This is a genomic window from Nocardioides sp. NPDC006303 (assembly GCF_040613175.1).
GTDB lineage: Bacteria > Actinomycetota > Actinomycetes > Propionibacteriales > Nocardioidaceae > Nocardioides.
The window spans coordinates 267,100-288,902 of the sequence record NZ_JBEXRR010000002.1; the positions used below are offsets into that span (position 1 = coordinate 267,100).

At 68.9% G+C, this 21,803-nt stretch carries 22 protein-coding genes; 18 read left to right on the top strand and 4 right to left on the bottom strand.

Annotated features, from left to right (window positions below; genetic code table 11):
• A complete protein-coding gene (locus ABZY89_RS02900) occupies positions 1-1,314 on the bottom strand; it encodes an MFS transporter (RefSeq protein ID WP_355224470.1) in 1,314 nt (437 codons plus the stop codon).
• Between the two features lie 71 nt (positions 1,315-1,385).
• Between ABZY89_RS02900 and ABZY89_RS02905 the strand changes: the two genes are divergently transcribed.
• Complete coding sequence (locus ABZY89_RS02905; protein WP_355224471.1) at positions 1,386-2,369, top strand: helix-turn-helix domain-containing protein; 984 nt, start codon at positions 1,386-1,388, stop codon at positions 2,367-2,369.
• A gap of 190 nt (positions 2,370-2,559) precedes the next feature.
• On the top strand, positions 2,560-3,462 hold the full coding sequence (locus ABZY89_RS02910) for a DMT family transporter (RefSeq protein WP_355224473.1): 903 nt from the start codon (positions 2,560-2,562) through the stop codon (positions 3,460-3,462).
• On the opposite strand, the gene ABZY89_RS02915 is transcribed toward ABZY89_RS02910, so the two are convergent.
• Both ABZY89_RS02915 and mshA read right to left on the bottom strand, forming a co-directional pair.
• Complete coding sequence (locus ABZY89_RS02915; protein WP_355224475.1) at positions 3,459-3,983, bottom strand: YbjN domain-containing protein; 525 nt, start codon at positions 3,981-3,983, stop codon at positions 3,459-3,461. The two genes, ABZY89_RS02910 and ABZY89_RS02915, sit on opposite strands and share 4 nt — an antisense overlap.
• On the bottom strand, positions 3,980-5,236 hold the full coding sequence (mshA, locus tag ABZY89_RS02920) for a D-inositol-3-phosphate glycosyltransferase (RefSeq protein WP_355224476.1): 1,257 nt from the start codon (positions 5,234-5,236) through the stop codon (positions 3,980-3,982). The genes ABZY89_RS02915 and mshA overlap by 4 nt, the downstream gene beginning before the upstream one ends.
• Positions 5,237-5,382: 146 nt before the next feature.
• Here mshA and ABZY89_RS02925 point away from each other — a divergent pair, with 146 nt between their 5' ends.
• Positions 5,383-6,126, top strand: a complete 744-nt coding sequence (locus ABZY89_RS02925) for an SDR family NAD(P)-dependent oxidoreductase (RefSeq protein WP_355224478.1) — start codon at positions 5,383-5,385, stop codon at positions 6,124-6,126.
• Between the two features lie 93 nt (positions 6,127-6,219).
• A complete protein-coding gene (locus tag ABZY89_RS02930) occupies positions 6,220-6,909 on the top strand; it encodes an amino acid racemase (RefSeq protein ID WP_355224480.1) in 690 nt (229 codons plus the stop codon).
• Here the strand turns inward: ABZY89_RS02930 and ABZY89_RS02935 are convergent.
• The gene (locus ABZY89_RS02935; protein ID WP_355224482.1) at positions 6,906-8,201 is read right to left on the bottom strand and encodes a M4 family metallopeptidase; all 1,296 of its coding nucleotides are present in this window, start codon (positions 8,199-8,201) and stop codon (positions 6,906-6,908) included. The two genes, ABZY89_RS02930 and ABZY89_RS02935, sit on opposite strands and share 4 nt — an antisense overlap.
• A gap of 99 nt (positions 8,202-8,300) precedes the next feature.
• On the opposite strand from ABZY89_RS02935, the gene typA reads away from it, so the two are divergent.
• From typA to ABZY89_RS03005, 14 genes are all read left to right on the top strand, one after another.
• Positions 8,301-10,193, top strand: coding sequence for a translational GTPase TypA (gene typA, locus ABZY89_RS02940; protein ID WP_355224483.1), 1,893 nt, complete (start codon positions 8,301-8,303; stop codon positions 10,191-10,193).
• A 76-nt stretch (positions 10,194-10,269) separates the two neighbouring features.
• The gene (locus ABZY89_RS02945; protein ID WP_355224484.1) at positions 10,270-11,103 is read left to right on the top strand and encodes a class II fructose-bisphosphate aldolase; all 834 of its coding nucleotides are present in this window, start codon (positions 10,270-10,272) and stop codon (positions 11,101-11,103) included.
• 160 nt (positions 11,104-11,263) lie between these two features.
• Positions 11,264-12,556: an extracellular solute-binding protein gene (locus ABZY89_RS02950; protein WP_350660921.1), complete on the top strand. Its 1,293-nt coding sequence runs from the start codon at positions 11,264-11,266 to the stop codon at positions 12,554-12,556.
• A gap of 3 nt (positions 12,557-12,559) precedes the next feature.
• Complete coding sequence (locus ABZY89_RS02955; protein WP_355020901.1) at positions 12,560-13,552, top strand: sugar ABC transporter permease; 993 nt, start codon at positions 12,560-12,562, stop codon at positions 13,550-13,552.
• The gene (locus tag ABZY89_RS02960; RefSeq protein WP_350660925.1) at positions 13,549-14,379 is read left to right on the top strand and encodes a carbohydrate ABC transporter permease; all 831 of its coding nucleotides are present in this window, start codon (positions 13,549-13,551) and stop codon (positions 14,377-14,379) included. The genes ABZY89_RS02955 and ABZY89_RS02960 overlap by 4 nt, the downstream gene beginning before the upstream one ends.
• Entirely contained in the window at positions 14,376-15,842 is a 1,467-nt protein-coding gene (locus ABZY89_RS02965) for a family 1 glycosylhydrolase (protein WP_355224486.1), read from the top strand. Before ABZY89_RS02960 ends, ABZY89_RS02965 begins: the two co-directional genes overlap by 4 nt.
• Before the next feature lie 2 nt (positions 15,843-15,844).
• Positions 15,845-16,843: a LacI family DNA-binding transcriptional regulator gene (locus tag ABZY89_RS02970; RefSeq protein WP_355224538.1), complete on the top strand. Its 999-nt coding sequence runs from the start codon at positions 15,845-15,847 to the stop codon at positions 16,841-16,843.
• A 113-nt stretch (positions 16,844-16,956) separates the two neighbouring features.
• Positions 16,957-17,457, top strand: coding sequence for a diaminobutyrate acetyltransferase (gene ectA, locus ABZY89_RS02975; protein WP_355224488.1), 501 nt, complete (start codon positions 16,957-16,959; stop codon positions 17,455-17,457).
• A gap of 114 nt (positions 17,458-17,571) precedes the next feature.
• A complete protein-coding gene (ectB, locus tag ABZY89_RS02980) occupies positions 17,572-18,855 on the top strand; it encodes a diaminobutyrate--2-oxoglutarate transaminase (RefSeq protein WP_355224490.1) in 1,284 nt (427 codons plus the stop codon).
• Between the two features lie 30 nt (positions 18,856-18,885).
• Entirely contained in the window at positions 18,886-19,296 is a 411-nt protein-coding gene (locus ABZY89_RS02985) for an ectoine synthase (RefSeq protein WP_183550294.1), read from the top strand.
• Positions 19,293-20,192 carry an ectoine hydroxylase gene (gene thpD / locus ABZY89_RS02990; protein WP_355224492.1) on the top strand — a complete coding sequence of 300 codons (900 nt, stop codon included), beginning with the start codon at positions 19,293-19,295 and terminating at the stop codon, positions 20,190-20,192. The genes ABZY89_RS02985 and thpD overlap by 4 nt, the downstream gene beginning before the upstream one ends.
• 113 nt (positions 20,193-20,305) lie before the next feature.
• Positions 20,306-20,653 carry a DUF4333 domain-containing protein gene (locus ABZY89_RS02995; protein ID WP_355224494.1) on the top strand — a complete coding sequence of 116 codons (348 nt, stop codon included), beginning with the start codon at positions 20,306-20,308 and terminating at the stop codon, positions 20,651-20,653.
• Between the two features lie 79 nt (positions 20,654-20,732).
• A complete protein-coding gene (locus ABZY89_RS03000; RefSeq protein ID WP_355224495.1) occupies positions 20,733-21,242 on the top strand; it encodes a hypothetical protein in 510 nt (169 codons plus the stop codon).
• A gap of 36 nt (positions 21,243-21,278) precedes the next feature.
• Positions 21,279-21,761: a MarR family transcriptional regulator gene (locus ABZY89_RS03005; protein ID WP_355224497.1), complete on the top strand. Its 483-nt coding sequence runs from the start codon at positions 21,279-21,281 to the stop codon at positions 21,759-21,761.
• The last annotated feature ends 42 nt before the right edge of the window (positions 21,762-21,803 follow it).

A 21,803-nucleotide genomic window follows, 5' to 3' on the forward strand; every position in this document is an offset into this window, starting at 1 on the left:
TCACACCGCTGCGGACTTCGGCGCACCTCGCGGCATCACCAGGGACATCAGCGCGGCAGCGGCGCACAGGGCGCCGGCTGCGTACCAGACCAGGTCGTAGGACCCGGTGACATCGCGTACGACACCGCCGACCCAGGCGACCAGGCCGGCTCCGACCTGGTGGGAGGCGAGGACCCAGCCGAAGACGATCGGGGCGTCCTCGGGCCAGATCTCGCGGCACAGCGCGAGCGTGGGGGGCACGGTGGCGACCCAGTCGAGGCCGTAGAAGACGATGAAGAACACCATCGGCAGGTGCACCTCGGACGAGAGCAGCATCGGCAGGAAGATCAGCGAGATCCCACGCAGCGAGTAGTAGACGCCGAGCAGCACCACCGGGTTGAAGCGGTCGGTGAGCCAGCCGGAGAAGATCGTCCCGGCGACGTCGAAGATCCCGATCACGGCGAGCAGCGAGGCGGCCGCGACCGTGGCCATCCCGTGGTCGTGGGCGGCAGGTACGAAATGGGTCCTGATCAGCCCGTTCGTGGTGATCCCGCAGATCGCGAAGGCACCGGCGAGAAGCCAGAAGGCCTTGGTACGCATCGCCATCCCGAGCACGCGCACGGTCCGGAGCGCGGCACCGGTCGCGGGCGCGGGGCGCGGCACGATCTTCGAAGCGCCGTAGGGCGCCAGGCCGATATCCGCCGGGTAGTCGCGGAGCAGCAGCAGCACGAACGGGATCACCGCGGCGGCGACCAGGGCGATGGTGATGGAGGCTGCCTGCCAGCCGAACTCCCCTATCAGGATCGCCAGCACAGGCAGGAAGACCAGCTGTCCCGAGGCGCCGCCGGCGGTCAGCAGACCGCTGACCAGGCCCTGCCGCTTGTCGAACCAGCGGGTGGTGATCGTGGCGCCGAAAGCGAGCGCCATGCAGCCGCTGCCCCCGCCGACGAGGACGCCCCAGCCGAGCACGAACTGCCACGACTGGCTCATCCAGACGGTGCTGAGCGAACCGAGGGCGATCATGGTGAGCGCGACGGCAACCACCGGACGGATCCCGAAGCGGTCCATCAGGGCCGCGGCGAACGGCGCGGTCAGGCCGTAGAGCGCGAGCTGTAGCGTGATCCCGACCCCGATCGTGCCGCGCGACCAGCCGAAGGCCTCGTGCAGCGGACCGACCAGGAGACCCGGTGCCGCGGTGAAGGCGGCGGCTCCGACGATGGTCACGAAGGCGATGGCGGCCACCCACCAGGCCGGGTGGATGCGGGGGCGGCGCGCGGCTGCGCTGCCGGCAGGCGGCGTCGTCTGGGCGCTGTCCTGAGCCTGTCGAAGGGTCACGGGGATGATCCTTCCGGGTTCGCGCCGCTCCAGACAGTGGCCTGATTGACATCTATCGGTAAGATCCAGCCATGAGCGACGTCTGGGTGGCTTCTCCGCATCGGGTCGCGGTGCTGATCCAGGACGGGTTCATACCGTTCGAGATCGGCATCCCGCACCGGATCTTCGGCAGGGCCCGCGACAGCGAGGACCGGCTGCTCTATGAGGTCGTCACCTGCACGACCGGCGGTCCCGGACCGGTGCAGTCGGACTCGGACGTGGTCGTGCTCGCGCCGCACGGCCCCGAGGCGCTCGCGGACGCGGACACCGTGGTGATCCCGAAGTTCGGCCTCGACTACCCGACGGTCTCGGACGGAGTGCTGTCGGCGCCGTTGAAGGAGGCGCTCGACCTCATCCGCCCCGGCACCCGGATCATGTCGATCTGCACCGGAGCGTTCGCGCTCGCCGCCGCGGGTCTCCTCGACGGCCGTCCGGCGACCACCCACTGGTCGCACACCGACGACTTCCGGGCCCTGTTTCCGCAGGTCAAGCTGGACCCGGACGTACTCTTCGTCGACGACGGCGACATCCTCACCTCCGCCGGCGTGGCCTCCGGCCTGGACCTCTGCCTGCATGTCGTACGCAGCGACCACGGCGCCGCGGTCGCCAACCGCGTCGCCCGCGTGACGGTCGTACCTCCCCACCGCGACGGCGGGCAGGCGCAGTTCATCCGGCATCACGCACCCACCCCCGGCGATACCGGCATCTCGGCGGCGACCGCCTGGGCCCTCGCCCATCTCGACCAGCCGCTCAGCCTGGAGGCGATGGCGTCCCGGGTCTCGATGTCCGTACGCACCTTCACCAGGCGGTTCCGCGACGAGACCGGCGACTCCCCCGGCCGCTGGCTGCAGCGCCAGCGCATCGAGCTCGCCCGCACCCTCCTGGAGACCACCGACCTCTCGATGGAGCAGGTCGCCGCCCGCTGCGGCCTCAACACCGCCCAGTCCCTCCGCCTCCACTTCCACGCCGCCCTCGGCATCACCCCCACCGCGTACCGCCGCACCTTCCGCGGCTGACGCCCAGCCGAATCCGCACCTTTGGCGGCCGAGTCTGTAGTTGTGGGCGACAAAAGTAGAGATTCGTCGCCCACAACCACAGACTCGCGCGACAGAACTACAGATTCGGCTGGGGCTGGATGGCGGGATGTCGAACATCGATGGCTGTTATCCGCTCGCGCGCCGGGGCGCGGATCTTTACGCTTTTATCGTGACGACGACGATTAGCCCCGCTCCCGCCGAGACCACGCCGATCTGGAAGCCACTCATCGCTTGTGGGATCACGCTGGTTCTGTGGGCATCGGCGTTCGTCGGGATCCGTCACCTGGGCGACACCGTTCCCCCGGGAAGCCTGTCGCTGGGACGGCTCGTCGTGATGGTGGCGGCGCTCGGCGCCTACCTCGCACTGAAGGGCGGGTTCCGGCTGCCGACCCGGAAGGAATGGCCGCTGATCGCACTGGGCGGTGCGTCGTGGCTGGGCGTCTACAACCTGGCGCTCAACGAGTCCGAGCGTCGGATCGACGCGGCGACGGCGGCGCTGATCGTGCAGGTCGGCCCGATCGTGGTGGCGCTGCTGGCGGGCCTGGTGCTCAAGGAGACCATCCACCGGTGGATCCTGATCGGCACCGGCGTCGGGTTCGCAGGGGTCGTCGTCATCGGCCGCGCCTCGGCCAACGGTGACACCGGCGACTGGATCGGCGTCGCCCTCTCCGTCGTCGCGGCACTCACCTTCGCGGTCGGCGTCCTCACCCAGAAGAAGCTGCTGCCGACGATGAGCGCGCTGCTGCTGACGTTCTGGTACGCCATCGCCGGCCTCGTCATCTGTCTGCCCTGGTCGTTCGAGCTGGCCACGACGCTCCCCGACATCAGCGTGGGCAACATCGGCTGGATCGTCTACCTCGGCCTCTTCCCGAGCGCCCTGGCGTTCGTGACCTGGGCTTACGCCCTCTCCCACTCCGATGCCGGCAAGTTCGCACAGTCGACGTTCCTGGTCCCGTTCATCACCGCGCTGATGGCGTGGCTAGTGCTCGACGAGGTGCCGCCCGCGCTCGCCTTCATCGGTGGCGCGATGTGCATCGCGGGTGTGCTGATCACCCGGCGCCAGCCGCGTTAGTCCTTCGGGTCTTCGTCCCGCTCGAGCCAGCCCCGGAAGGCTTCGAGGTTGGCGGTCGACTCACCCCGAAGCTTGCGCCACTCCCACTCCTTGCGGATCGAGGAGGCGAAGCCGAGCTCGAGGATGGTGTTGAAGGACTCGTCCGCGTACGTCAAGACCGAGCCGAGCAACCGGTCGAGCTCGCCCGGTTCGACCATCGCGAGCGGCAGCCGGCCGTCGAGGTAGATGTCGCCGAGCCGGTCCAGACCGAAGGAGACCCCGTAGAGCCGCAGGTTGCGCTCGAGCAGCCAGCGGTAGACGGTCTCGTGGTTCTCGTCGGGACGGCGGCAGACGAAGGCATGGACACCGAGGGCGTGCTGCCCCAGGTCGAGCCGGACCGGCGTCTGCAGCTTGCGCTCGCCCGGGAGCGAGAACGAGAAGACCACCTCGCCACCCGGCTGGGACGTCTCGTCCCAGGTCAGGTCGTTGGACTTCAGCCAGCCGCGTACGACCTCTTCATGGTCGGTCCGCGCATCAGTCATGCCGTCAGCTCCTCACGCATCAGCATCTTGGCCTCTTCATAGACCTCGAGCGTATTGCGTGCGGTGAGATCCCAGGAGAAGTCCTGGGCGTGTTCGCGGGCGCCGTCAGCCAGAGCCGACCAGCGCGAGTGGGAGGCGATGGCGTTGGTGAGCGCGTCGGCCCACTGCGCCGGGTCGTGCCCGTCGACCAGGAGACCGCTGCGGCCGTGGTGCACGGCGGTGGTCAGGCCGCCGACCGCGGCTGCGACGACGGGGGTGCCGCAGGCCTGGGCCTCGACGGCGACCAGGCCGAACGACTCGTTGTAGGAGGGGACGGCGACGACGGAGGCGGCGGAGTACCAGAGCGCAAGCTGGTCCTGGCGTACCGGCGGGACGAACCGGACCACGTCGGATATCCCCAGCTCAGCGGCGAGATCGACCAGCACGGTCGGGTGCTCCAGACCGGAGCCGGAGGGACCGCCGACGATCGGGACGACGAGGTTGCGGCGCAGCGACGGGTCACGCGCGAGCATGACCGCGGCCGCCCGCAGGAGTACGTCGGGAGCCTTGAGCGGCTGGATGCGACCGGCGAAGAGGAGCACGTGAGCGCGGGCCGGGAGCCCGAGCGCCTCACGCGCCGCGGCCCGCCCGCGCGGACGGAAGACCCGCAGGTCGACCCCGGGATGGACGACGGCGACACGGCCCGGCTCCGCGTCGTACATGTTGATCAGCTGCTTGGCCTCGAGGTCGGTGTTGGCGATCAGCATGTCGGCGGCGTCGACGACCTGCTCCTCCCCGATCACGCGGGCCTCGGGCTCGGGACAGTCGCCCTCGGCGAGCGCCTCGTTCTTGACCTTGGCCATCGTGTGCATCGAGTGCACCAGCGGCACGCCCCAGCGATCGCGGGAGAGCGCCCCTACCTGGCCCGAGAGCCAGTAGTGGGAGTGCACGGCGTCGAAGTAGCCCGGCGGGTTGGACGCCTCCGCGCGGAGCACCTCACGCGCGAACGTGCACAGCTGCCCCGGAAGATCACCCTTGGCCAGCCCCTCGAACGGACCGGCGTGGACGTGGTGGACGGCGACCCCGTCGTACGCCTCCACGACCTGCGGCAGGCGCGAGGAGGTCGCGCGCGTGAAGATGTCGACCGCGATGCCCTGGGTGGCCAGCCGCCGGGAGAGCTCGAGCACGTAGACGTTCATGCCGCCGGCGTCGCCGGTGCCGGGCTGGTCGAGCGGAGAGGTGTGCAGACTGACCATCGCTACGCGGTGGATCATTCCTGCCCCTTTGTGTATACGCCTGTGGTCCCGTCTCTCAACACGCGGATCCCGCTCATCATTCCCGGCCGCTTGAACCAGCGTGAATCGTCTTCGATCGTGGGACCCGGTGGGCAAAGTCGAGCGAGCGACGAGAGAATGGCGCCATGTCGTCCAAGAATGCTGTCGTCACCGGCGCCTCGAGCGGGATCGGTGCCGCCACCGCCCGCCAGCTCGCCAAGGAGGGCTACCACGTCTTCCTCGCCGCTCGCCGGGCCGACCGGATCGAAGCGCTGGCCGAGGAGATCGGTGGCACCGCGATCGCGACCGACGTCACCTCCGATGACTCCGTCGCCGCGCTCGTCGAGGCGGTCGGCGACCGCCTCGACCTGCTGGTCAACAACGCCGGCGGCGCCTTCGGCGTGGACAAGGTGGCCGAGGCCGACCTGACCAAATGGCAGGCGATGTTCGAGGTCAACGTGATCGGCCTGACCCGCGTGACCAAGGCGCTGCTGCCCGCGCTGGTCGCCTCCGGAGCGGGCGCGGTCATCAACGTCGGCTCGATCGCCGGCCGGCGCGCCTACGAGGGCGGCGCGGGCTACAACGCGGCCAAGTTCGGCACCCGTGCGGTCACCGAGGCGCTGCGCCTGGAGATCGTCGACAAGCCGGTGCGGATCATGGAGATCGCCCCGGGCATGGTCCAGACCGAGGAGTTCTCGCTCGTACGGCTCGGGGGCGACCAGGCGGCGGCCGACGCGGTCTACCAGGGCGTCGCCGACCCGCTGGTGGCCGAGGACATCGCCGACGCCATCGTGTGGATGGCGACTCGTCCGGCTCACGTCAACATCGACGAGCTCGTCATCAAGCCGCGCGCCCAGGCCGCCCCGCACAAGGTGCACCGAGAGGGCTGACCGCCACGATCCGGCCTCTGACCTGGTCTAGTCCAGGTCAGAGCGACGCCGAGGATTCAGTACGCGACAGCCGACGGTGTCACACTCGATGGTGTGCAGACGATCGGACTCATCGGCGGCATGAGCTGGGAAAGCACCGCCGCCTACTACGAGGGCCTCAACAAGGGTGTCCAGGAGCGGCTCGGCGGTCTCCACTCCGCCAAGATCGTGCTGGCCTCCGTCGACCTGGCCGAGCTGACGGCACTGCAGGAGAAGGAGTCCTGGGACCAGGTCGCCGAGATCCTGGTGGCCGCGGCCCGCAGCGTGGTTGCCGGCGGCGCCGACTTCATCCTGCTGTGCACCACCACCTTCCACAAGGTCTACGACGAGGTGGCGGCCGCCGTCGACGTACCCGTGCTGCACCTGGCCGACGAGCTCGCCGCGAAGGCCAAGGAGCTCGGCATCACCAAGGCCGGCTTCCTCGCCTCCCGCTACACCGTGGAGAACGACTTCTTCGCCCAGCGGATCTCCGACCACGGCGTCGACGTGAACCTGCCCGACACCCTCCACGTGGAGATGCTCGACTCGATCATCTACGAGGAGCTCGTCCACCGGAACGTCGTCGCGGGCTCGCGCAAGCGGGTCCTCGAGGTCGTCCACGAGCTGTGGGACGCGGGCTCCGACGGTGTGATCCTCGGCGCCTCCGAGCTCAGCCTCCTGGTGCGTCCGAGCGACGTCGACGTACCCATCCTCGACGCCATCACCGTGCACGTCGAGGCCGCGCTCGACCGAGCCCTCCCCTAGCTCTCGAGCAGCTCGTTGGCGACGGCGCGCAGCTCGGGGCTCATGTCGCCCTCGTGCACGACGACGGTCCGCCCGTCGACCTCGAACTCGTAGATGTAGCGGTCGGCGCCCTTCGGCTTCGAAGGAGCGGCCCCGCCGGCGACCAGGTTGCGCAGGGCGGCCACGTGGGCGGCCGACGGCGCGAGCTCCGCGACCCCCTCCTTGGTACGTCCCAAGAACCCGCCGCTGCGGCGTACCTTCACCACGGTCGGCCCCTCACCGTCGGACGAGGGGGTCCCTGACGCCGGGGTGACTCCGACCTCGGACCAGGCGGTGGTGACCGCCTCGGCCTGGTCGCCGGCCTCGGCGATGGTGGCCGCGGCGAACCCGGCGAAGTCGGTGTCGGTGGTGACGGCACCGTTGGTCAGCGCGGCGTACCAGATCTTGCCGGCACCGTCCCAGGAGTTGCCGCCGATCGCCTTCGCGGCGAGCGCGAAGGCGCGGTTGGGGATGCCGGAGTTGATATGGACGCCACCGTTGTCGTCGGTGCCGTCGTAGATGTCGTCCATGTGGGACGGCTGCGGGTCCTTGCCCAGGGTGGGGTCGTCGTAGGCGGTGCCGGGCTCGAGCATGTGCCGCAGCCCGACGCCCTGGACCGACGCGGTGAAGAGGCCCTCCCCGATGATCCAGTCGGCCTCGTCGGCGCTCTGGCCGAGGAGGCGCTGCTTGAGACAGGAGCCGAACACGTCAGACATCGACTCGTTGAGCGCGCCGGGCTGGCCCTGGTAGACGAGCCCGGCGGTGTGCTCGGTGACCGCGTGGGAGAGCTCGTGACCGATCACGTCGACGGCCTTGGTGAACCGCTGGAAGATCTCACCGTCGCCGTCGCCGAAGACCAGCTGGGTGCCGTCCCAGAAGGCGTTGGCGTAGTCGCGGTCGTAGTGGACGGTCATCACGACCTCGATGCCCTGGCCGTCGTAGGAGTCGCGGCCGTAGACCTCCTCGAAGAGCGCCAGCGAGCCGGTGATGCCGGTCGCCGCCTCGTCGACGCTCTCGTCGCCCGACTCCGGCTCACCCGCGGCTCGGACCTTCTCGCCGGGCAGGTCGGTGCCGTTGTTCGCGGTGTAGACCGTCCAGTCCCCGGCCTCGGCGGTCGTCTCGCCGGCTTCGGGGGCGGGGCGCTGGGCGAGAACCCTGGTCAGGTGCTCGGCCCGAGCGGCTCGAAACGCGTTGTCCTGGTCGAGGCGGCCGGCGTCGAGCCGCTGCATGAGATACGGGGGCACGATCTGGCAGACGTGTTTCCGAGAAGTCATGGGCCTCAGCCAACCGTCATCTCCGGATGCAGGTCAAGGAGGTCACGGCGGATAAGATCAGATGTCCCGTCCCGCGCCAGAAATCGAGCCGCTTCGCACATGTCCGAGACCCTCAAGGCCAATCTCCGCAACGTCGCCATCGTTGCGCACGTCGACCACGGCAAGACCACGCTGGTCGACGCCATGCTGCGTCAGGCAGGCACCTTCACCGAGCACGAGGCCGAATCGGTCGCCGACCGGGTCATGGACTCCGGTGAGCTCGAGCGCGAGAAGGGCATCACCATCCTCGCGAAGAACACCGCCATCCACTACTCCGGGCCGAGCGCGCCCGAGGGGATGACGATCAACATCATCGACACCCCCGGCCACGCCGACTTCGGTGGTGAGGTCGAGCGCGGCCTGTCGATGGTCGACGGGATCGTGCTGCTGGTGGACGCCTCCGAGGGCCCGCTCCCCCAGACCCGGTTCGTGCTGCGCAAGGCGCTCAACGCCGACATGCCGGTCGTGCTGGTGGTCAACAAGGTCGACCGCCCCGACGCCCGCATCGAGGAGGTCGTCGACGAGACGTACGAGCTCTTCATGGACCTGCTCGACGACTCCCACAGCCAGGACGCGCTCGACTTCCCGGTGGTCTACGCCTCCGGCAAGGCCGGCGTCGCTGCGCTCGAGCAGCCCGGCAACGGCGAGCTGCCCGACTCCAAGGACCTCGAGCCGCTGTTCCAGACGATCATGGACACCATCCCGGCTCCGACCTACGTCGAGGGCGCGCCGCTCCAGGCCCACGTCACCAACCTCGACGCGAGCCCGTTCCTCGGCCGTCTCGCGCTGGTCCGCATCCACCAGGGCACCCTGAAGAAGGGCCAGAACGTCGCCTGGATGCGGCGTGACGGTGAGGTCAAGAACGTACGCATCACCGAGCTGCTCATCACCGAGGGCCTCGAGCGCAAGCCGGGCGAGATCGCCGGCCCCGGTGACATCGTCGCCATCGCCGGCATCCCGGAGATCACCATCGGTGAGACGCTCGCCGACCCGGAGAACCCGGTCGCGCTGCCGCTGATCCACGTCGACGAGCCCGCCATCTCGATGACCATCGGCACCAACACCTCGCCGCTGGTCGGCAAGGTGAAGGGTTCGAAGGTCACCGCGCGTCTGGTCAAGGACCGCCTTGACCAGGAGCTCATCGGCAACGTGTCGCTGAAGATCCTCAACACCGAGCGTCCCGACGCCTGGGAGGTCCAGGGCCGCGGTGAGCTGGCGCTGGCGATCCTGGTCGAGCAGATGCGCCGCGAGGGCTATGAGCTGACCGTCGGCAAGCCGCAGGTGGTCACCAAGGAGGTCGACGGCAAGGTCCACGAGCCGTACGAGCGCCTGACCATCGACGCTCCGGAGGAGCACCTCGGCTCCATCACCGAGCTGCTCGCGAACCGCAAGGGCCGCATGGAGGGCATGACCAACCACGGCACCGGCTGGGTGCGCATGGAGTTCATCGTGCCCGCCCGTGGCCTGATCGGCTTCCGCACCGAGTTCCTCACCGAGACCCGCGGCACCGGCATCGCCCACCACATCTCCGAGGGCTACGACCGCTGGGCCGGCGAGATCCGCTCGCGCAACAACGGCTCGCTCGTCGCCGACCGGTCCGGTGCGGCAACGGCGTACGCGATGACCTCGCTGCAGGAGCGCGGCGTCATGTTCGTCGAGCCGGCCACCGAGGTCTACGAGGGCATGATCGTCGGCGAGAACTCCCGCGCCGACGACATGGACGTCAACATCACCAAGGAGAAGCAGCAGACCAACGTCCGCTCCGCCACCTCCGACAACTTCGAGAAGCTCATCCCGCCGAAGAAGCTCTCGCTCGAGCAGTGCCTGGAGTTCTGCCGCGAGGACGAGTGCGTCGAGGTCACCCCCGACATGGTCCGCATCCGCAAGGTCGTCCTCGACCAGAACGACCGCGCCAAGATCGCGAGCCGAGCGCGCAAGGCCAACAAGTCCTGACCGGCTTTCGTGACGGCCGCCGACCCTCGTGGGTCGGCGGCCGTTCTCGTCGTCGGCTGCCTGCGACACTTCGACCATGACCCTCACGACCACCGCTTCGCTGATCGGCTCGGCCTATGCGGAAGGCCGCGGCGTCGCCGCCTTCAACGCGATCAACCTGGAGACAGTCGAGGCGATCGCCACCGGAGCCGAGAGCGCGAACCGGCCGGTGATCGTGCAGATCAGCGAGAACGCGGTGCGCTACCACGGCGGTCTGGCACCGCTGGCCCATGCCGCGATCGCGGTCGCGTCCGGCTCGACGATGCCGATCTCGCTCCACCTTGACCACGCGACCGACGAGCGCCTGGTCGGGATCGCGGTCGACCTCGGCTTCTCGTCGGTGATGTACGACGCCTCCCAGCTCCCCTACGAGGACAACCTCACCCGCACCGCCGCCGTCGTGCGCCGCTGCCACGACCGCGGCGCCCACGTCGAGGCCGAGCTCGGCGAGGTCGGCGGGAAGAACGGCGCCCACGCTCCCGGCGTACGCACCGACCCGGCCGAGGCGGCCGCATTCGTCGCCAGCACCGGCGTCGACGCGCTAGCCGTCGCTGTCGGCTCGAGCCACAAGATGACCACCCGCGACGCGGCGCTGGACGAGGCGCTGATCGCAGCGATCCGCCGCGCCGTCGACGTCCCGCTGGTACTGCACGGCTCCTCCGGCGTGAGCGACGACGGGCTCCGGGCCGCCATCGCCGCCGGGATGACGAAGATCAACGTCGCCACCCAGCTCAACAAGGCCTTCACGGGCGCTGTCCGCGAGACCCTCGAAGCCGACTCGGCCCTGGTCGACCAGCGCCGCTACCTCGGTGCCGGCCGGGACGCGATGGCCGCCGAGACCGCACGGCTGCTCACCGTCATCTCGGGCTGATCGACGCCCCCGTTTCCCCAGTTTGGTGGAAGCGCTCCCACGCCACACGAAATCGTTACCTCCGCGCCTCTTGACACAGCCGTGTGAGCACACTCACACTCTCCGTAGTCCCGAGAGTGGAAGCGCTCTCACTCCCCACACAGACGTGCAGGAGCACCCCGTGTCCAAGATCTCCAAGTCCTGGCGCCGCGGCCTAGCCGCCGGCGCGGTCGCCACTCTCGTCGCTGGCCTCGTCGGGGCCTGCGGCGGCAGCGACGACACCGGCGAGCAGGCCAAGCTCGGCAAGGACGACACCCTGACCATCACGACCTTCAGCGAGTTCGGCTACGGCGACCTCATCGAGCAGTGGAACGCCGACCCTGATCGCCCCTTCAAGGTCAAGCAGACCGTCGTTGCCGAGTGGGACACCTGGAAGCAGAGCCTCACCACCGGCCTGCAGTCCGGCGAGGGCCTCACCGACATCGTCGGCATCGAGGGCGACATGATGCCCGCGCTCGTCGCCGAGGGCGCCTCCGAGCAGTTCGTCGACCTCACCGACAAGGAGCTCGACAGCCGCTGGATGGAGTCGAAGTACCTCGAGGGCCAGACCGCCGACGGCAAGCAGATCGGCTATCCGACCGACGCCGGCCCCGAGGCGTTCTGCTACCGCGCCGACCTCTTCGAGAAGGCCGGCCTCCCGAGCGACCGCGAGGCCGTGAAGGAGCTCTTCAAGGACTGGGACACCTACTTCGCCACCGGCGAGCAGTTCAAGAAGAAGATGCCGAAGACGGCCTGGTACGACTCCAGCGGCGCGATCGCCCAGGCGATGCTCAACCAGGTCGAGTACCCCTTCCAGACCAAGGACCAGAAGATCGACGTCGACAACCCGGAGCTCCGGGAGGTCTACGACACGGTCGCGCAGTACGCCCCCACCCAGTCGACGAAGGTCGAGCAGTGGGGCGAGGATTGGACGGCCAACTTCACCAACGACGGCTTCGCCACCATCCCCTGCCCCGGCTGGATGTTCGCCAACATCAAGGACTCCGCGCCCGAGGTGAAGGGCTGGGACATCGTCGACGCCTTCCCGGGCGGCGGCGGCAACTGGGGTGGCTCCTACCTCGCCGTCCCGGCGCAGTCGGAGCACCAGGACGAGGCCAAGGAGTTCGCCAACTACCTGACCACCGCCGAGTCCCAGGTGGCCGCGTCCAAGGTGGCCGGCAACTTCCCGGCCAACCTGGAGGCGCAGACGGTCCTGGCCGACGAGAACGCCACCGACCCGTACTTCAACAACGCCCCCACCTCGCAGATCCTCGCCAGCCGCGCGGAGGCCGTGCCGGCGGGTGTCCCGTTCAAGGGTGACAAGTACTCCGACATCCTGGGCCTCTTCCAGCAGGCGATCCGACGTGTGGACGAGGGCACCGACCCCGAGAAGTCGTGGGCGACCTTCGTCGAGGGCGTCGAAGGAATGTCCTGATCCATGCCGACCACCACCTCTGCCCCGGTCGAGAACGCCACTCCGGCGCCCTCGACCGGGGCAGCACCCCGCCGCCAGGCGTGGCGTAACCGGCTCTCCCGGTGGGACTTCAAGTTCTCGCCCTACCTGTACGTCGCGCCGTTCTTCCTGGTGTTCCTGCTCATCGGGCTCTACCCGATGCTCTACACCGGCTACCTGTCCTTCTTCTCCTGGCCCGCCTACGGCTCCGAGGTCGGCCCGTGGGTCGGCTGGGACAACTACGCCCACGTCCTCGGTGACTCCGTCTTCCGCAAGGCCTTCTGGAACACCATCGGGATCTTCCTGCTCTCCTCGGTGCCGCAGATCATGGTGGCGACGATCCTCGCCGCTCTGCTCGACACCCGGCTCCGGGGCCGCACCCTGTGGCGGATGAGCATCCTGCTGCCCTTCGTGGTCGCTCCTGCGGCGTCCGCGATGATCTTCGGCGCGATCTTCGCCGACGGCACGGGCCTGATCAACCAGACGCTCGACGGCTTCGGCTTCGACAAGGTGCCGTGGCACGCCGACCGGTTCGCGAGCTGGACCGCGATCGCGACCATGGTCAACTGGCGCTGGACGGGCTACAACGCGCTCATCATCCTCGCCGCCATGCAGGCGATCCCGCGGGATCTCTACGAGGCGGCCGAGATCGACGGCGCCTCCAAGGTGAAGCAGTTCTTCCACGTCACGCTGCCCTCGATCCGGCCGACGATGATCTTCGTCATCGTCACCTCGACCATCGGTGGCCTGCAGATCTTCACCGAGCCCCGGATCTTCGACACCAACCTGCGCTTCCAGGGTGGATCCGACTTCCAGTACACGACCTTGACGATGTACGTCTTCAACACCGCCCAGACCACGACCAACCCCTATCCACGTGCGGCCGCCGCCGCCTGGGTGCTGTTCCTGATCATCGTGGGGATCGCCCTGGTCAACTTCCTGGTCACCCGGGCCGTACAACGGAGGAACCTCAGATGAGCAGACGTCCCGGATTCCTCGTTTACGGCCTGCTCACGGCATTCCTGCTGGGCTCGGCGTTCCCGCTGTACTGGTCGTTCGTCATCGGCTCGGTCACCCGGCACCGGGCGATCCAGTCGCCTCCGCCGCTGGTCCCGGGAGGGCACTTCTTCGAGAACGCCGCCCGGGTCTTCGACCGGATCGACTTCTGGTCGGCGCTGCTCAACTCGATCATCATCTCCGGGATCTCGGCAGCCTCGGTCGTGCTCTTCTCGACCCTGGCCGGCTACTCCTTCGCCAAGCTCCGCTTCCGCGGTTCCAACGCGGGGATGATCTTCGTCGTCGCCACCCTGGCGGTGCCGACCCAGCTGGCGCTGGTGCCGATGCTGAAGCAGTTCTCCAACCTCGGCCTGACCGGCACCCACGCCGCCGTGATCCTGCCGTGGGTGGTGACCGCGTTCGGTGTCTTCTTCATGAGGCAGTACCTCGTCGACGCGATCCCCGACGAGCTCATCGACGCCGCCCGCGTCGACGGCGCGTCCATGATCCGTACGTTCTGGACCGTCGCCATCCCGGCAGCCAGACCCGCGATGGCGATCCTCGGCCTGTTCACCTTCATGCAGGTGTGGACCGACTTCATGTGGCCGCTGATCGTGCTGCAGGGCTCCGACGTACAGACCCTGCAGACCGCGCTGGACGCGCTCAAGGTCGCGCCCGGACAGGGGCACGCCGACATGGCGCTGGTCCAGGCCGGAACGATCCTCGCGACCGTGCCCCTACTTCTGTTGTTCATCGCCACCGGCCGCCACCTGGTGTCCGGCATCATGCAAGGAGCCGTCAAGGGATGAATCTCTCGACAAACCCAGTCCGCGCCGAGCGTACGTTTCCCCAGGACTTCCTCTGGGGTGCGGCGACAGCTTCCTACCAGATCGAGGGAGCCATCGACGAGGACGGACGTACGCCCAGCAACTGGGACACCTTCACCAAGGTGCCAGGGGCGATCCTCAACGGCGACACCGGCGAGGTGGCCTGCGACCACTACCACCGGGTGCCCGAGGACGTCGCGCTGATGAAGCGCCTCAACCTGGCTTCGTACCGGTTCTCGACGGCGTGGCCGCGGATCCGTCCCGACGGCGGGAAGGTCAACCAGGCGGGGCTCGACTTCTACAGCCGCCTCGTCGACGAGCTGCTCGAGGCCGAGATCGCGCCGTGGATCACGCTCTACCACTGGGACCTGCCGCAGGCGCTGGAGGACCAGGGTGGCTGGACCAGCCGCGACACCGCCTACCGGTTCGTGGAGTACTCCACGACCGTCTACGACGCGCTCTCCGACCGCGTCGACAACTGGACGACGCTGAACGAGCCGTGGTGCTCGGCGTTCCTCGGCTACTCCGGTGGCCAGCACGCGCCGGGTCGTCAGGAGGGCGTGGCCGGCATCGTCGCGGCCCACCACCTCATGCTCGGGCACGGCCTCGTGATCAACGAGCTGCGTAGCCGCGGCGCGACGCCGGAGAACGGCAAGTCCCTCGGCATCACCCTCAACCCGACGGTCGTCGACCCCTACGACGCCGACCGTCCCGAGGACGTCGACATGACCCGGCGGATCGACGGTCTGCACAACCGGGTCTTCCTCGACCCGCTGTTCCGGGGCAAGTACGCCGACGACCTGGCCGCGGACACCGAGGGCCTGACCTTCCAGGGCCGTCCGTGGCAGGACTGGGTGCTCGAGGGCGACCTGGAGGTCATCTCCGCGCCGCTCGACGTGCTCGGGGTCAACTTCTACTTCGGCAACGCCATCGCGGCGGAGCCGTTCGAGATCGACCCCGACCAGGTGCTGGGCAGCCGGCTCGTGCACTCCGACCTGCCGCGGGGAAACCCCTACCCCGGTGCCGAGTTCGTCACCCCGCGCACGGGCCGCGCCACGACCGCCCGTGACTGGGAGATCGACCCGGTCTGGCTGACCCGGCTGCTGACCCGGCTCAGCGGTGAGTACGGCGCCCCGCCCATCTACATCACCGAGAACGGGGCCTACTACGATGATGTGGTGGAGGATGGCGCCGTGCACGACACCGCCCGCCTCGACTACATCGACACGCACCTGCGCGCGACCCTCGATGCGATGGAGCAGGGTGCGGACGTACGCGGCTACTTCGCCTGGTCCATGCTCGACAACTTCGAGTGGAGCTACGGCTACGCGCACCGGTTCGGGATCGTGCACGTGGACTTCGAGACCCAGGTGCGTACGCCGAAGGACAGCGGCCTGTGGTTCGCCGATGTCGCGGCGAACAACCGGGTGCCGGCGCGCGCGTGAACATGCCCACCCTCGACGAGGTCGCCCGGCTGGCTGGTGTCAGCCGGGCGACCGCGTCGCGCGCGATCAACGGCGGCTCGCGCGTCTCCGTGAAGGCCGCCGAGGCCGTCGCCGAGGCCGTCGCCACCCTCGGTTACACCCCCAACCCGGCGGCGCGGTCGCTGGTGACCCGGCGTACCGACTCGGTCGCCATGGTCATCCCCGAGGCCGACGAGCGGGTCTTCGCCGACCCGTTCTTCGCCCGTACGCTGCGCATCGTCACCCGGGCCCTCTCCTCCCGCGACCTGCAGGTGGTCCTCCTGATCGCGCGTCCGGGCGAGGAGGAGGACCGCATGCTGCGCTACCTGCGCGGTGGCCACATCGACGGCGCCATCGTCGTCTCCTCGCACCGCAGCGACCTGCTCGCCGACCACGTCGCCGACCTCGGCCTCCCGGCCGCCTTCGTCGGCCGCCCGTGGACCGGCGCCCACCGGGTCTCCTACGCCGACACCGACAACTTCGCCGGCGCCCGCGAGGTCACCCAGGTGCTCATCGACCGCGGCTGCCGCCGGATCGGCACTATCACCGGCCCCGCCGACATGAGCGCGGGCGCCGACCGGGTCGCCGGCTGGCGGGCCGCCCTGGACGCTGCCGGGCTCGCCGCCGACGCGGTCGTCGAGGGCGACTTCACCGAGGACGGCGGCGAGGCCGCCTGCGAGATCCTGCTGGGCAGCCATCCGGACATCGACGGCCTCATGGTCGCCTCCGACCTGATGGCCGCGGGCGCGCTCCGCACCTTGGGCCGGGCCGGCCGCCGCGTCCCCGACGACGTCGCGGTCGTCGGCTATGACGACCTCGGCATCGCCGAGCGCACCACTCCCCCGCTCACCACGGTCAAGAACCCGATAGGCGACATGGCCGAGGAGGCCGCCCGGCTCCTCCTCGCCCAGCTCGACGGCACCACCACCATCCCGCGGCGCGTCGTCTTCGCACCCGAGCTGGTGCGGCGTACGTCTGCGTGATCTGACGCGTCTCTCGTCCGCCCGCATATCGGAGTGCGGACGCGATCCGGGCGTGCCTGCCGCAAGGCTGTTAGCGTCCTGACGCGATGCCACATCGCAATTCGACTGGCAGCGTGCCCCGCCTGAAGTCGGCTTCCCGAGTCGACTTCCGCTCACCGGACCTCGAGGACGGTCAGCATCTGTGGCGGATGGCACGGGATTCTCGGGTACTCGATGTCAACACCTCGTACGCCTACCTGCTGTGGGCGCGCGACTTCGCGGCGACCTCGGTCATCGCGACCGTCGATGACGATCCAGGAGGATTCGTCACCGGCTACCGGCGTCCGGACCAGCCGGAGACCCTGATGATCTGGCAAGTCGCCGTCGACGAACGGCACCGCGGCCAGGGTCTGGCCCGCCGCATGCTCGACGGTCTCGTCGACCGCTTGGCCGACGACCAGGGCGTACGCCATCTGGAGACGACCATCACCGCAGACAACAGCGCCTCGATCGCGCTGTTCACCTCGTTCGCGAACGCGCGCAACGCCCCGATCGAGCGCACTCCGCTCTTCGAGGCCGCGATGTTCCCCGACGGGCACGACACGGAGCTGCTGTTCCGCATCGGCCCGTTCTGACCGAACGATCCGTCCGCACGATCTGTCCGCACGATCCGACCGAACCGCACCCCGGTACGCCGGGCGTTGTGCGCCCGCGTACCGGGATCGACGACACACGGAGGTTTCATGTCCATGACGACGACCACCGAACCCGCCACCGCGATCTTCGACTCCCTGGAGTCGCAGGTCCGCAGCTACTGCCGCAGCTGGCCCGCCGTGATGACCCACTCCCAGGGCTCCACCGTCACCAGCGAGGACGGGCGTGAGTTCCTGGACTTCTTCGCCGGCGCCGGCGCGCTCAACTACGGGCACAACAACCCCGCGCTGCTGGACCCGCTGCTCGACTACCTGCGCGAGGGCCGCATCCTGCACTCGCTGGACATGCACACCAGCGCGAAGCGGGACTTCCTGCAGGCCTTCTCGGACCTGATCCTCGAGCCGCGCGACCTCGACTACAAGGTGATGTTTCCCGGTCCGACCGGGACCAACTCCGTCGAGGCAGCTCTCAAGCTGGCCCGCAAGGTGACCGGACGCCAGCACGTGCTGTCGTTCACCAACGCGTTCCACGGGATGACACTCGGTTCGCTGGCCGTGACCGGCAACTCGATGAAACGCAAGGGCGCGGGCATCCCGCTGACCAACAGCTCGAAGATCCCGTACGACGACTACTTCAACGGTGCCGTCGACGACTTCATGTGGCTGGAGCGGGTGCTCCAGGACAGCGGCTCCGGCGTCGACAAGCCGGCCGCGATCATCGTGGAGTCCGTCCAGGGCGAGGGCGGCCTCAACGCCGCCCGCCTGGAGTGGCTCAAGGCGCTCTCGGACCTGTGCCGCGAGTACGACATCATCCTGATCGTCGACGACGTGCAGGCAGGCTGCGGGCGTACCGGCACCTTCTTCAGCTTCGAGGAGGCCGGGTTCTCCCCCGACATCGTCTGTCTGTCGAAGTCGATCTCCGGCTTCGGCCTGCCGATGGCGCTGACCCTGATCCGCCCCGAGCTGGACCAGTTCGAGCCCGGTGAGCACAACGGCACCTTCCGCGGTCACAACCTCGCCTTCGTCACCGGCCGGGCGGCGCTGGAGAGGTACTGGGCCGATGACTCCTTCCAGAAGGAGGTCCAGGCGAAGGCCGCCGACCTGCACGCGGGGCTGACGAAGATCGCCGAGCGGTACGAGGGTGCGGCCGTCCGCGGTCGCGGCCTCCTGACCGGCATCGCCTTCCCGGATGCCAGCGCGGCCGGGAAGATCGCGGCGGCGGCGTACGAGCGGGGCCTGCTGGTCGAGACCTCCGGCCCCGAGGACGAGGTGCTCAAGACGATGCCGCCGCTGACCATCGCCTCCGAGGAGCTCGCCCGCGGTCTCGCCGTCCTCGAGGAGGCCACCGCGTCCGTCCTCGGTGACGGTGTCCTGGCCTGACCTCCCCCGACAGCTGAAACGAGAGAGAACATGCGCGTCACCTATCTGGAAGACCTCGACGAGACCGACCGAGACGTACGCGTCGAGTCCGAGCACGGCACCTGGCGAAGCCGCCGGATCGTGCTGGCCCGCGAGGGCGTCGGCTTCTCCTTCCACGAGACCAACATCCCCGCCGGGACGACGAACGAGTTCTGGTACGCCAACCACATCGAGTGCGTCTACTGCGTCGGCGGTGAGGGCGAGCTCCTCGACCGCGAGACCGGCGAGACGTACGAGATCCGCGACGGGATGTGCTACCTGCTCGACAAGCACGACAAGCACACCGTCACCGCCACAACCGACCTGCGTCTGATCTGCACCTTCAACCCGCCGGTCACCGGTCGCGAGGTGCACGACGACAACGGCGTCTACCCGCTCCTGACCGAGGAGGTAACTGCATGACCGCTGCAATCGAACACGTCGACGACGTGTACCCCACCCGTCTCGAGGAGGGCTTCAGCACGCTCCCCCGCCAGGACAAGGTCGTCTGGGGCACCGCTACCGACGGGCCGATGGACCAGCAGACGCTCGACTCCTACGACGAGCGCGGCTACCTGACCGTCCCCGACCTGATCACGCCCGAGGAGGTCACGGAGCTGCGCGCCGAGCTGCACCGGCTCAGCAACGACCCCGAGACCCGGGCCGACGAGCGCACCATCATCGAACCCGCCTCGCAGGAGGTGCGCTCGATCTTCGAGGTGCACAGGACCAGCGACCTCATCGCCCGGCTGGCGGCCGACCCGCGCGTGGTCGGCCGGGCCCGGCAGGTCCTGGGCTCGGACGTCTACATCCACCAGAGCCGGATCAACTTCAAACCCGGCTTCGGCGGCGGTGACTTCTACTGGCACTCCGACTTCGAGACCTGGCACGCCGAGGACGGCCTGCCCCGGATGCGGACCGCCAGCATCTCCATCTCGCTGACCGACAACCACTCCTTCAACGGGCCGCTGATGATCATGCCCGGCACGCACCGGACGTACGTCTCGTGCGGTGGCGCCACCCCTGAGGACAACTACAAGTCCTCGCTGGTGATGCAGGGCGCGGGCACCCCGGACCAGGAGACGATCACGAAGATGGCGGACACCTACGGGATCGACGTGCTCGCCGGGGCTGCCGGCAGCGCGGTCATGTTCGACTGCAACTGCATGCACGGCTCCAACGGCAACATCACGCCCTACCCGCGCTCGAACGTCTTCCTGGTGTTCAACAGCGTGGAGAACACCGCGGTCGAGCCGTTCTCGGCCCCGAGGCCGCGGCCCACGTTCATCGGGGCGCGCGACTTCACTCCGGTGGGCTGACCGCTCCGCCGCCCGGCCGCCGGCCCCTCGGGGTCGGCGGCCTGTGGCGTCGTCGGGCGCGTGCTGGTGCGGCGTACGTCTGCCTGATCTCTGCCTACCCCTAGTCTGTGCGCATGACACGCACTCGCGCCTTCTCGGGCGCCAAGACCGGCGCGGCACTGCTCGTGCTGCCGCTGTGCCTGTTCCTGGGCCTGTCCCTGACGGCCTGCGGCGGCTCGGACAAGGACTACGTGCAGGAGAAGACGGTCGAGCGGATCGCGACCGAGCAGCTCACCAACGCCATCGGCGTCACCCCCGAGGGGCTCGACTGCCCCGGTGATCTCGAGGGCAAGGTCGGCACGGAGATGACCTGCGTCCTCACCTCCGAGGGCGAGAAGTACGACGCGATCATCACCGTCGACGACGTCGACGGCGGCCGGGTCCACTTCCAGATCGACGTGCCGCCCAACGCCACGGAGTGAGCCCACAGAGTCCTCTGAGCAGATAGCCTGTTGAGTCGTGTCCCCTCATGCGAGGCCCTTCTTCGAACATGTCGCGCGCGTGTGCGACGGAACTCCCTACAAGGCGACCGAGACGGCGCGCGGTTTCGACGTGGAGCTCGACCTGGCCGACGAACGCTGGCACTCCACGCTGCTGGCCGCCAAGCTGCACTGGGTCTTCACCTACCACGTCTCGATGCCGACCCGGAGCTCGTACGCGATCATCGAGGACACCCGCAGCCTCGTCTGGTTCGGCGACGTGCCGCACACGCAGAGGACCGGCGTACGCCGCATCGAGGCCGATGACGAGCAGACCGACCAGGGCGTGTGGACCGTGCACGACCCCGAGGCGGTCCCCGACACGGACCAGTACCGTTTCGACGCCGAGGAGGGGCGCACGCTGATCACCAGCGTCGCCCGGCTCTACGCGCTGCAGCAGCGCGGCGCGCGGCACGAAGGGGCGGGCTTCTCCGTCGCCGTCGGCCTGGTCGTGACGCTATCGGTGATCGCGACCGTCATCGGCCTCGCGGTGATTCTCAACCTGCTCGGGACCTTCGGCGCGCCGTCGTAATCAGTTAGTAAAGCCATCTGTGTGATGCTGGCCCGCATGGATCCGATCGGCGAGGCGAAACGGCAGTGGATAGCGCACGGCTGGGCCGATGCCGCCGACGGGATGGCGCTGGTGACCTCGCTCGTGCGCGTGCACCAGCTCGTGATGGAGCGCGTCGACGCCGCGCTGCGGCCCCACGACCTCTCCTTCGCCCGCTACGAGGTGCTCCGCCTCCTCTCCTTCACCCAGGACGGCCAGCTCCCGATGGCCAAGCTCGGCTCCCGCCTCCAGGTCCACCCCGCCTCGGTGACCAGCGCCGTCGCTCGCCTGGAGAAGCAGGGCTTCGTACGCCGCAGCCGCTCCGCCGACGACGGGCGCGTCGTCCTCGCCGCCATCTCCGATGCCGGGCGTGAGGTGGTCGAGGCGGCCACGATCTCGCTGAACAGCGAGGTCTTCGAGAAGCCGGGGATCGATGACGTACCCGGTCTGACCGCGCTGCTCACGACGCTCCGCGCGGCGTCGGGCGACGCCGTCGGCTGAGACGCCGACGTCGCGTACTGGCAAGTACGCCAGGGACGACCT

Bases quoted from the DNA above. Each gene is read 5' to 3' on its own strand.
- ABZY89_RS02905 (WP_355224471.1), top strand. From the start codon at position 1,386: ATGAGCGACGTCTGGGTGGCTTCTCCGCATCGGGTCGCGGTGCTGATC.
- ABZY89_RS02915 (WP_355224475.1), bottom strand. From the start codon at position 3,983: ATGACTGATGCGCGGACCGACCATGAAGAGGTCGTACGCGGCTGGCTG.
- mshA (WP_355224476.1), bottom strand. From the start codon at position 5,236: ATGATCCACCGCGTAGCGATGGTCAGTCTGCACACCTCTCCGCTCGAC.
- ABZY89_RS02925 (WP_355224478.1), top strand. From the start codon at position 5,383: ATGTCGTCCAAGAATGCTGTCGTCACCGGCGCCTCGAGCGGGATCGGT.
- ABZY89_RS02935 (WP_355224482.1), bottom strand. From the start codon at position 8,201: ATGACTTCTCGGAAACACGTCTGCCAGATCGTGCCCCCGTATCTCATG.
- typA (WP_355224483.1), top strand. From the start codon at position 8,301: ATGTCCGAGACCCTCAAGGCCAATCTCCGCAACGTCGCCATCGTTGCG.
- ABZY89_RS02945 (WP_355224484.1), top strand. From the start codon at position 10,270: ATGACCCTCACGACCACCGCTTCGCTGATCGGCTCGGCCTATGCGGAA.
- ABZY89_RS02955 (WP_355020901.1), top strand. From the start codon at position 12,560: ATGCCGACCACCACCTCTGCCCCGGTCGAGAACGCCACTCCGGCGCCC.
- ABZY89_RS02960 (WP_350660925.1), top strand. From the start codon at position 13,549: ATGAGCAGACGTCCCGGATTCCTCGTTTACGGCCTGCTCACGGCATTC.
- ABZY89_RS02965 (WP_355224486.1), top strand. From the start codon at position 14,376: ATGAATCTCTCGACAAACCCAGTCCGCGCCGAGCGTACGTTTCCCCAG.
- ABZY89_RS02970 (WP_355224538.1), top strand. From the start codon at position 15,845: ATGCCCACCCTCGACGAGGTCGCCCGGCTGGCTGGTGTCAGCCGGGCG.
- ectB (WP_355224490.1), top strand. From the start codon at position 17,572: ATGACGACGACCACCGAACCCGCCACCGCGATCTTCGACTCCCTGGAG.
- ABZY89_RS02985 (WP_183550294.1), top strand. From the start codon at position 18,886: ATGCGCGTCACCTATCTGGAAGACCTCGACGAGACCGACCGAGACGTA.
- thpD (WP_355224492.1), top strand. From the start codon at position 19,293: ATGACCGCTGCAATCGAACACGTCGACGACGTGTACCCCACCCGTCTC.
- ABZY89_RS02995 (WP_355224494.1), top strand. From the start codon at position 20,306: ATGACACGCACTCGCGCCTTCTCGGGCGCCAAGACCGGCGCGGCACTG.
- ABZY89_RS03005 (WP_355224497.1), top strand. From the start codon at position 21,279: ATGGATCCGATCGGCGAGGCGAAACGGCAGTGGATAGCGCACGGCTGG.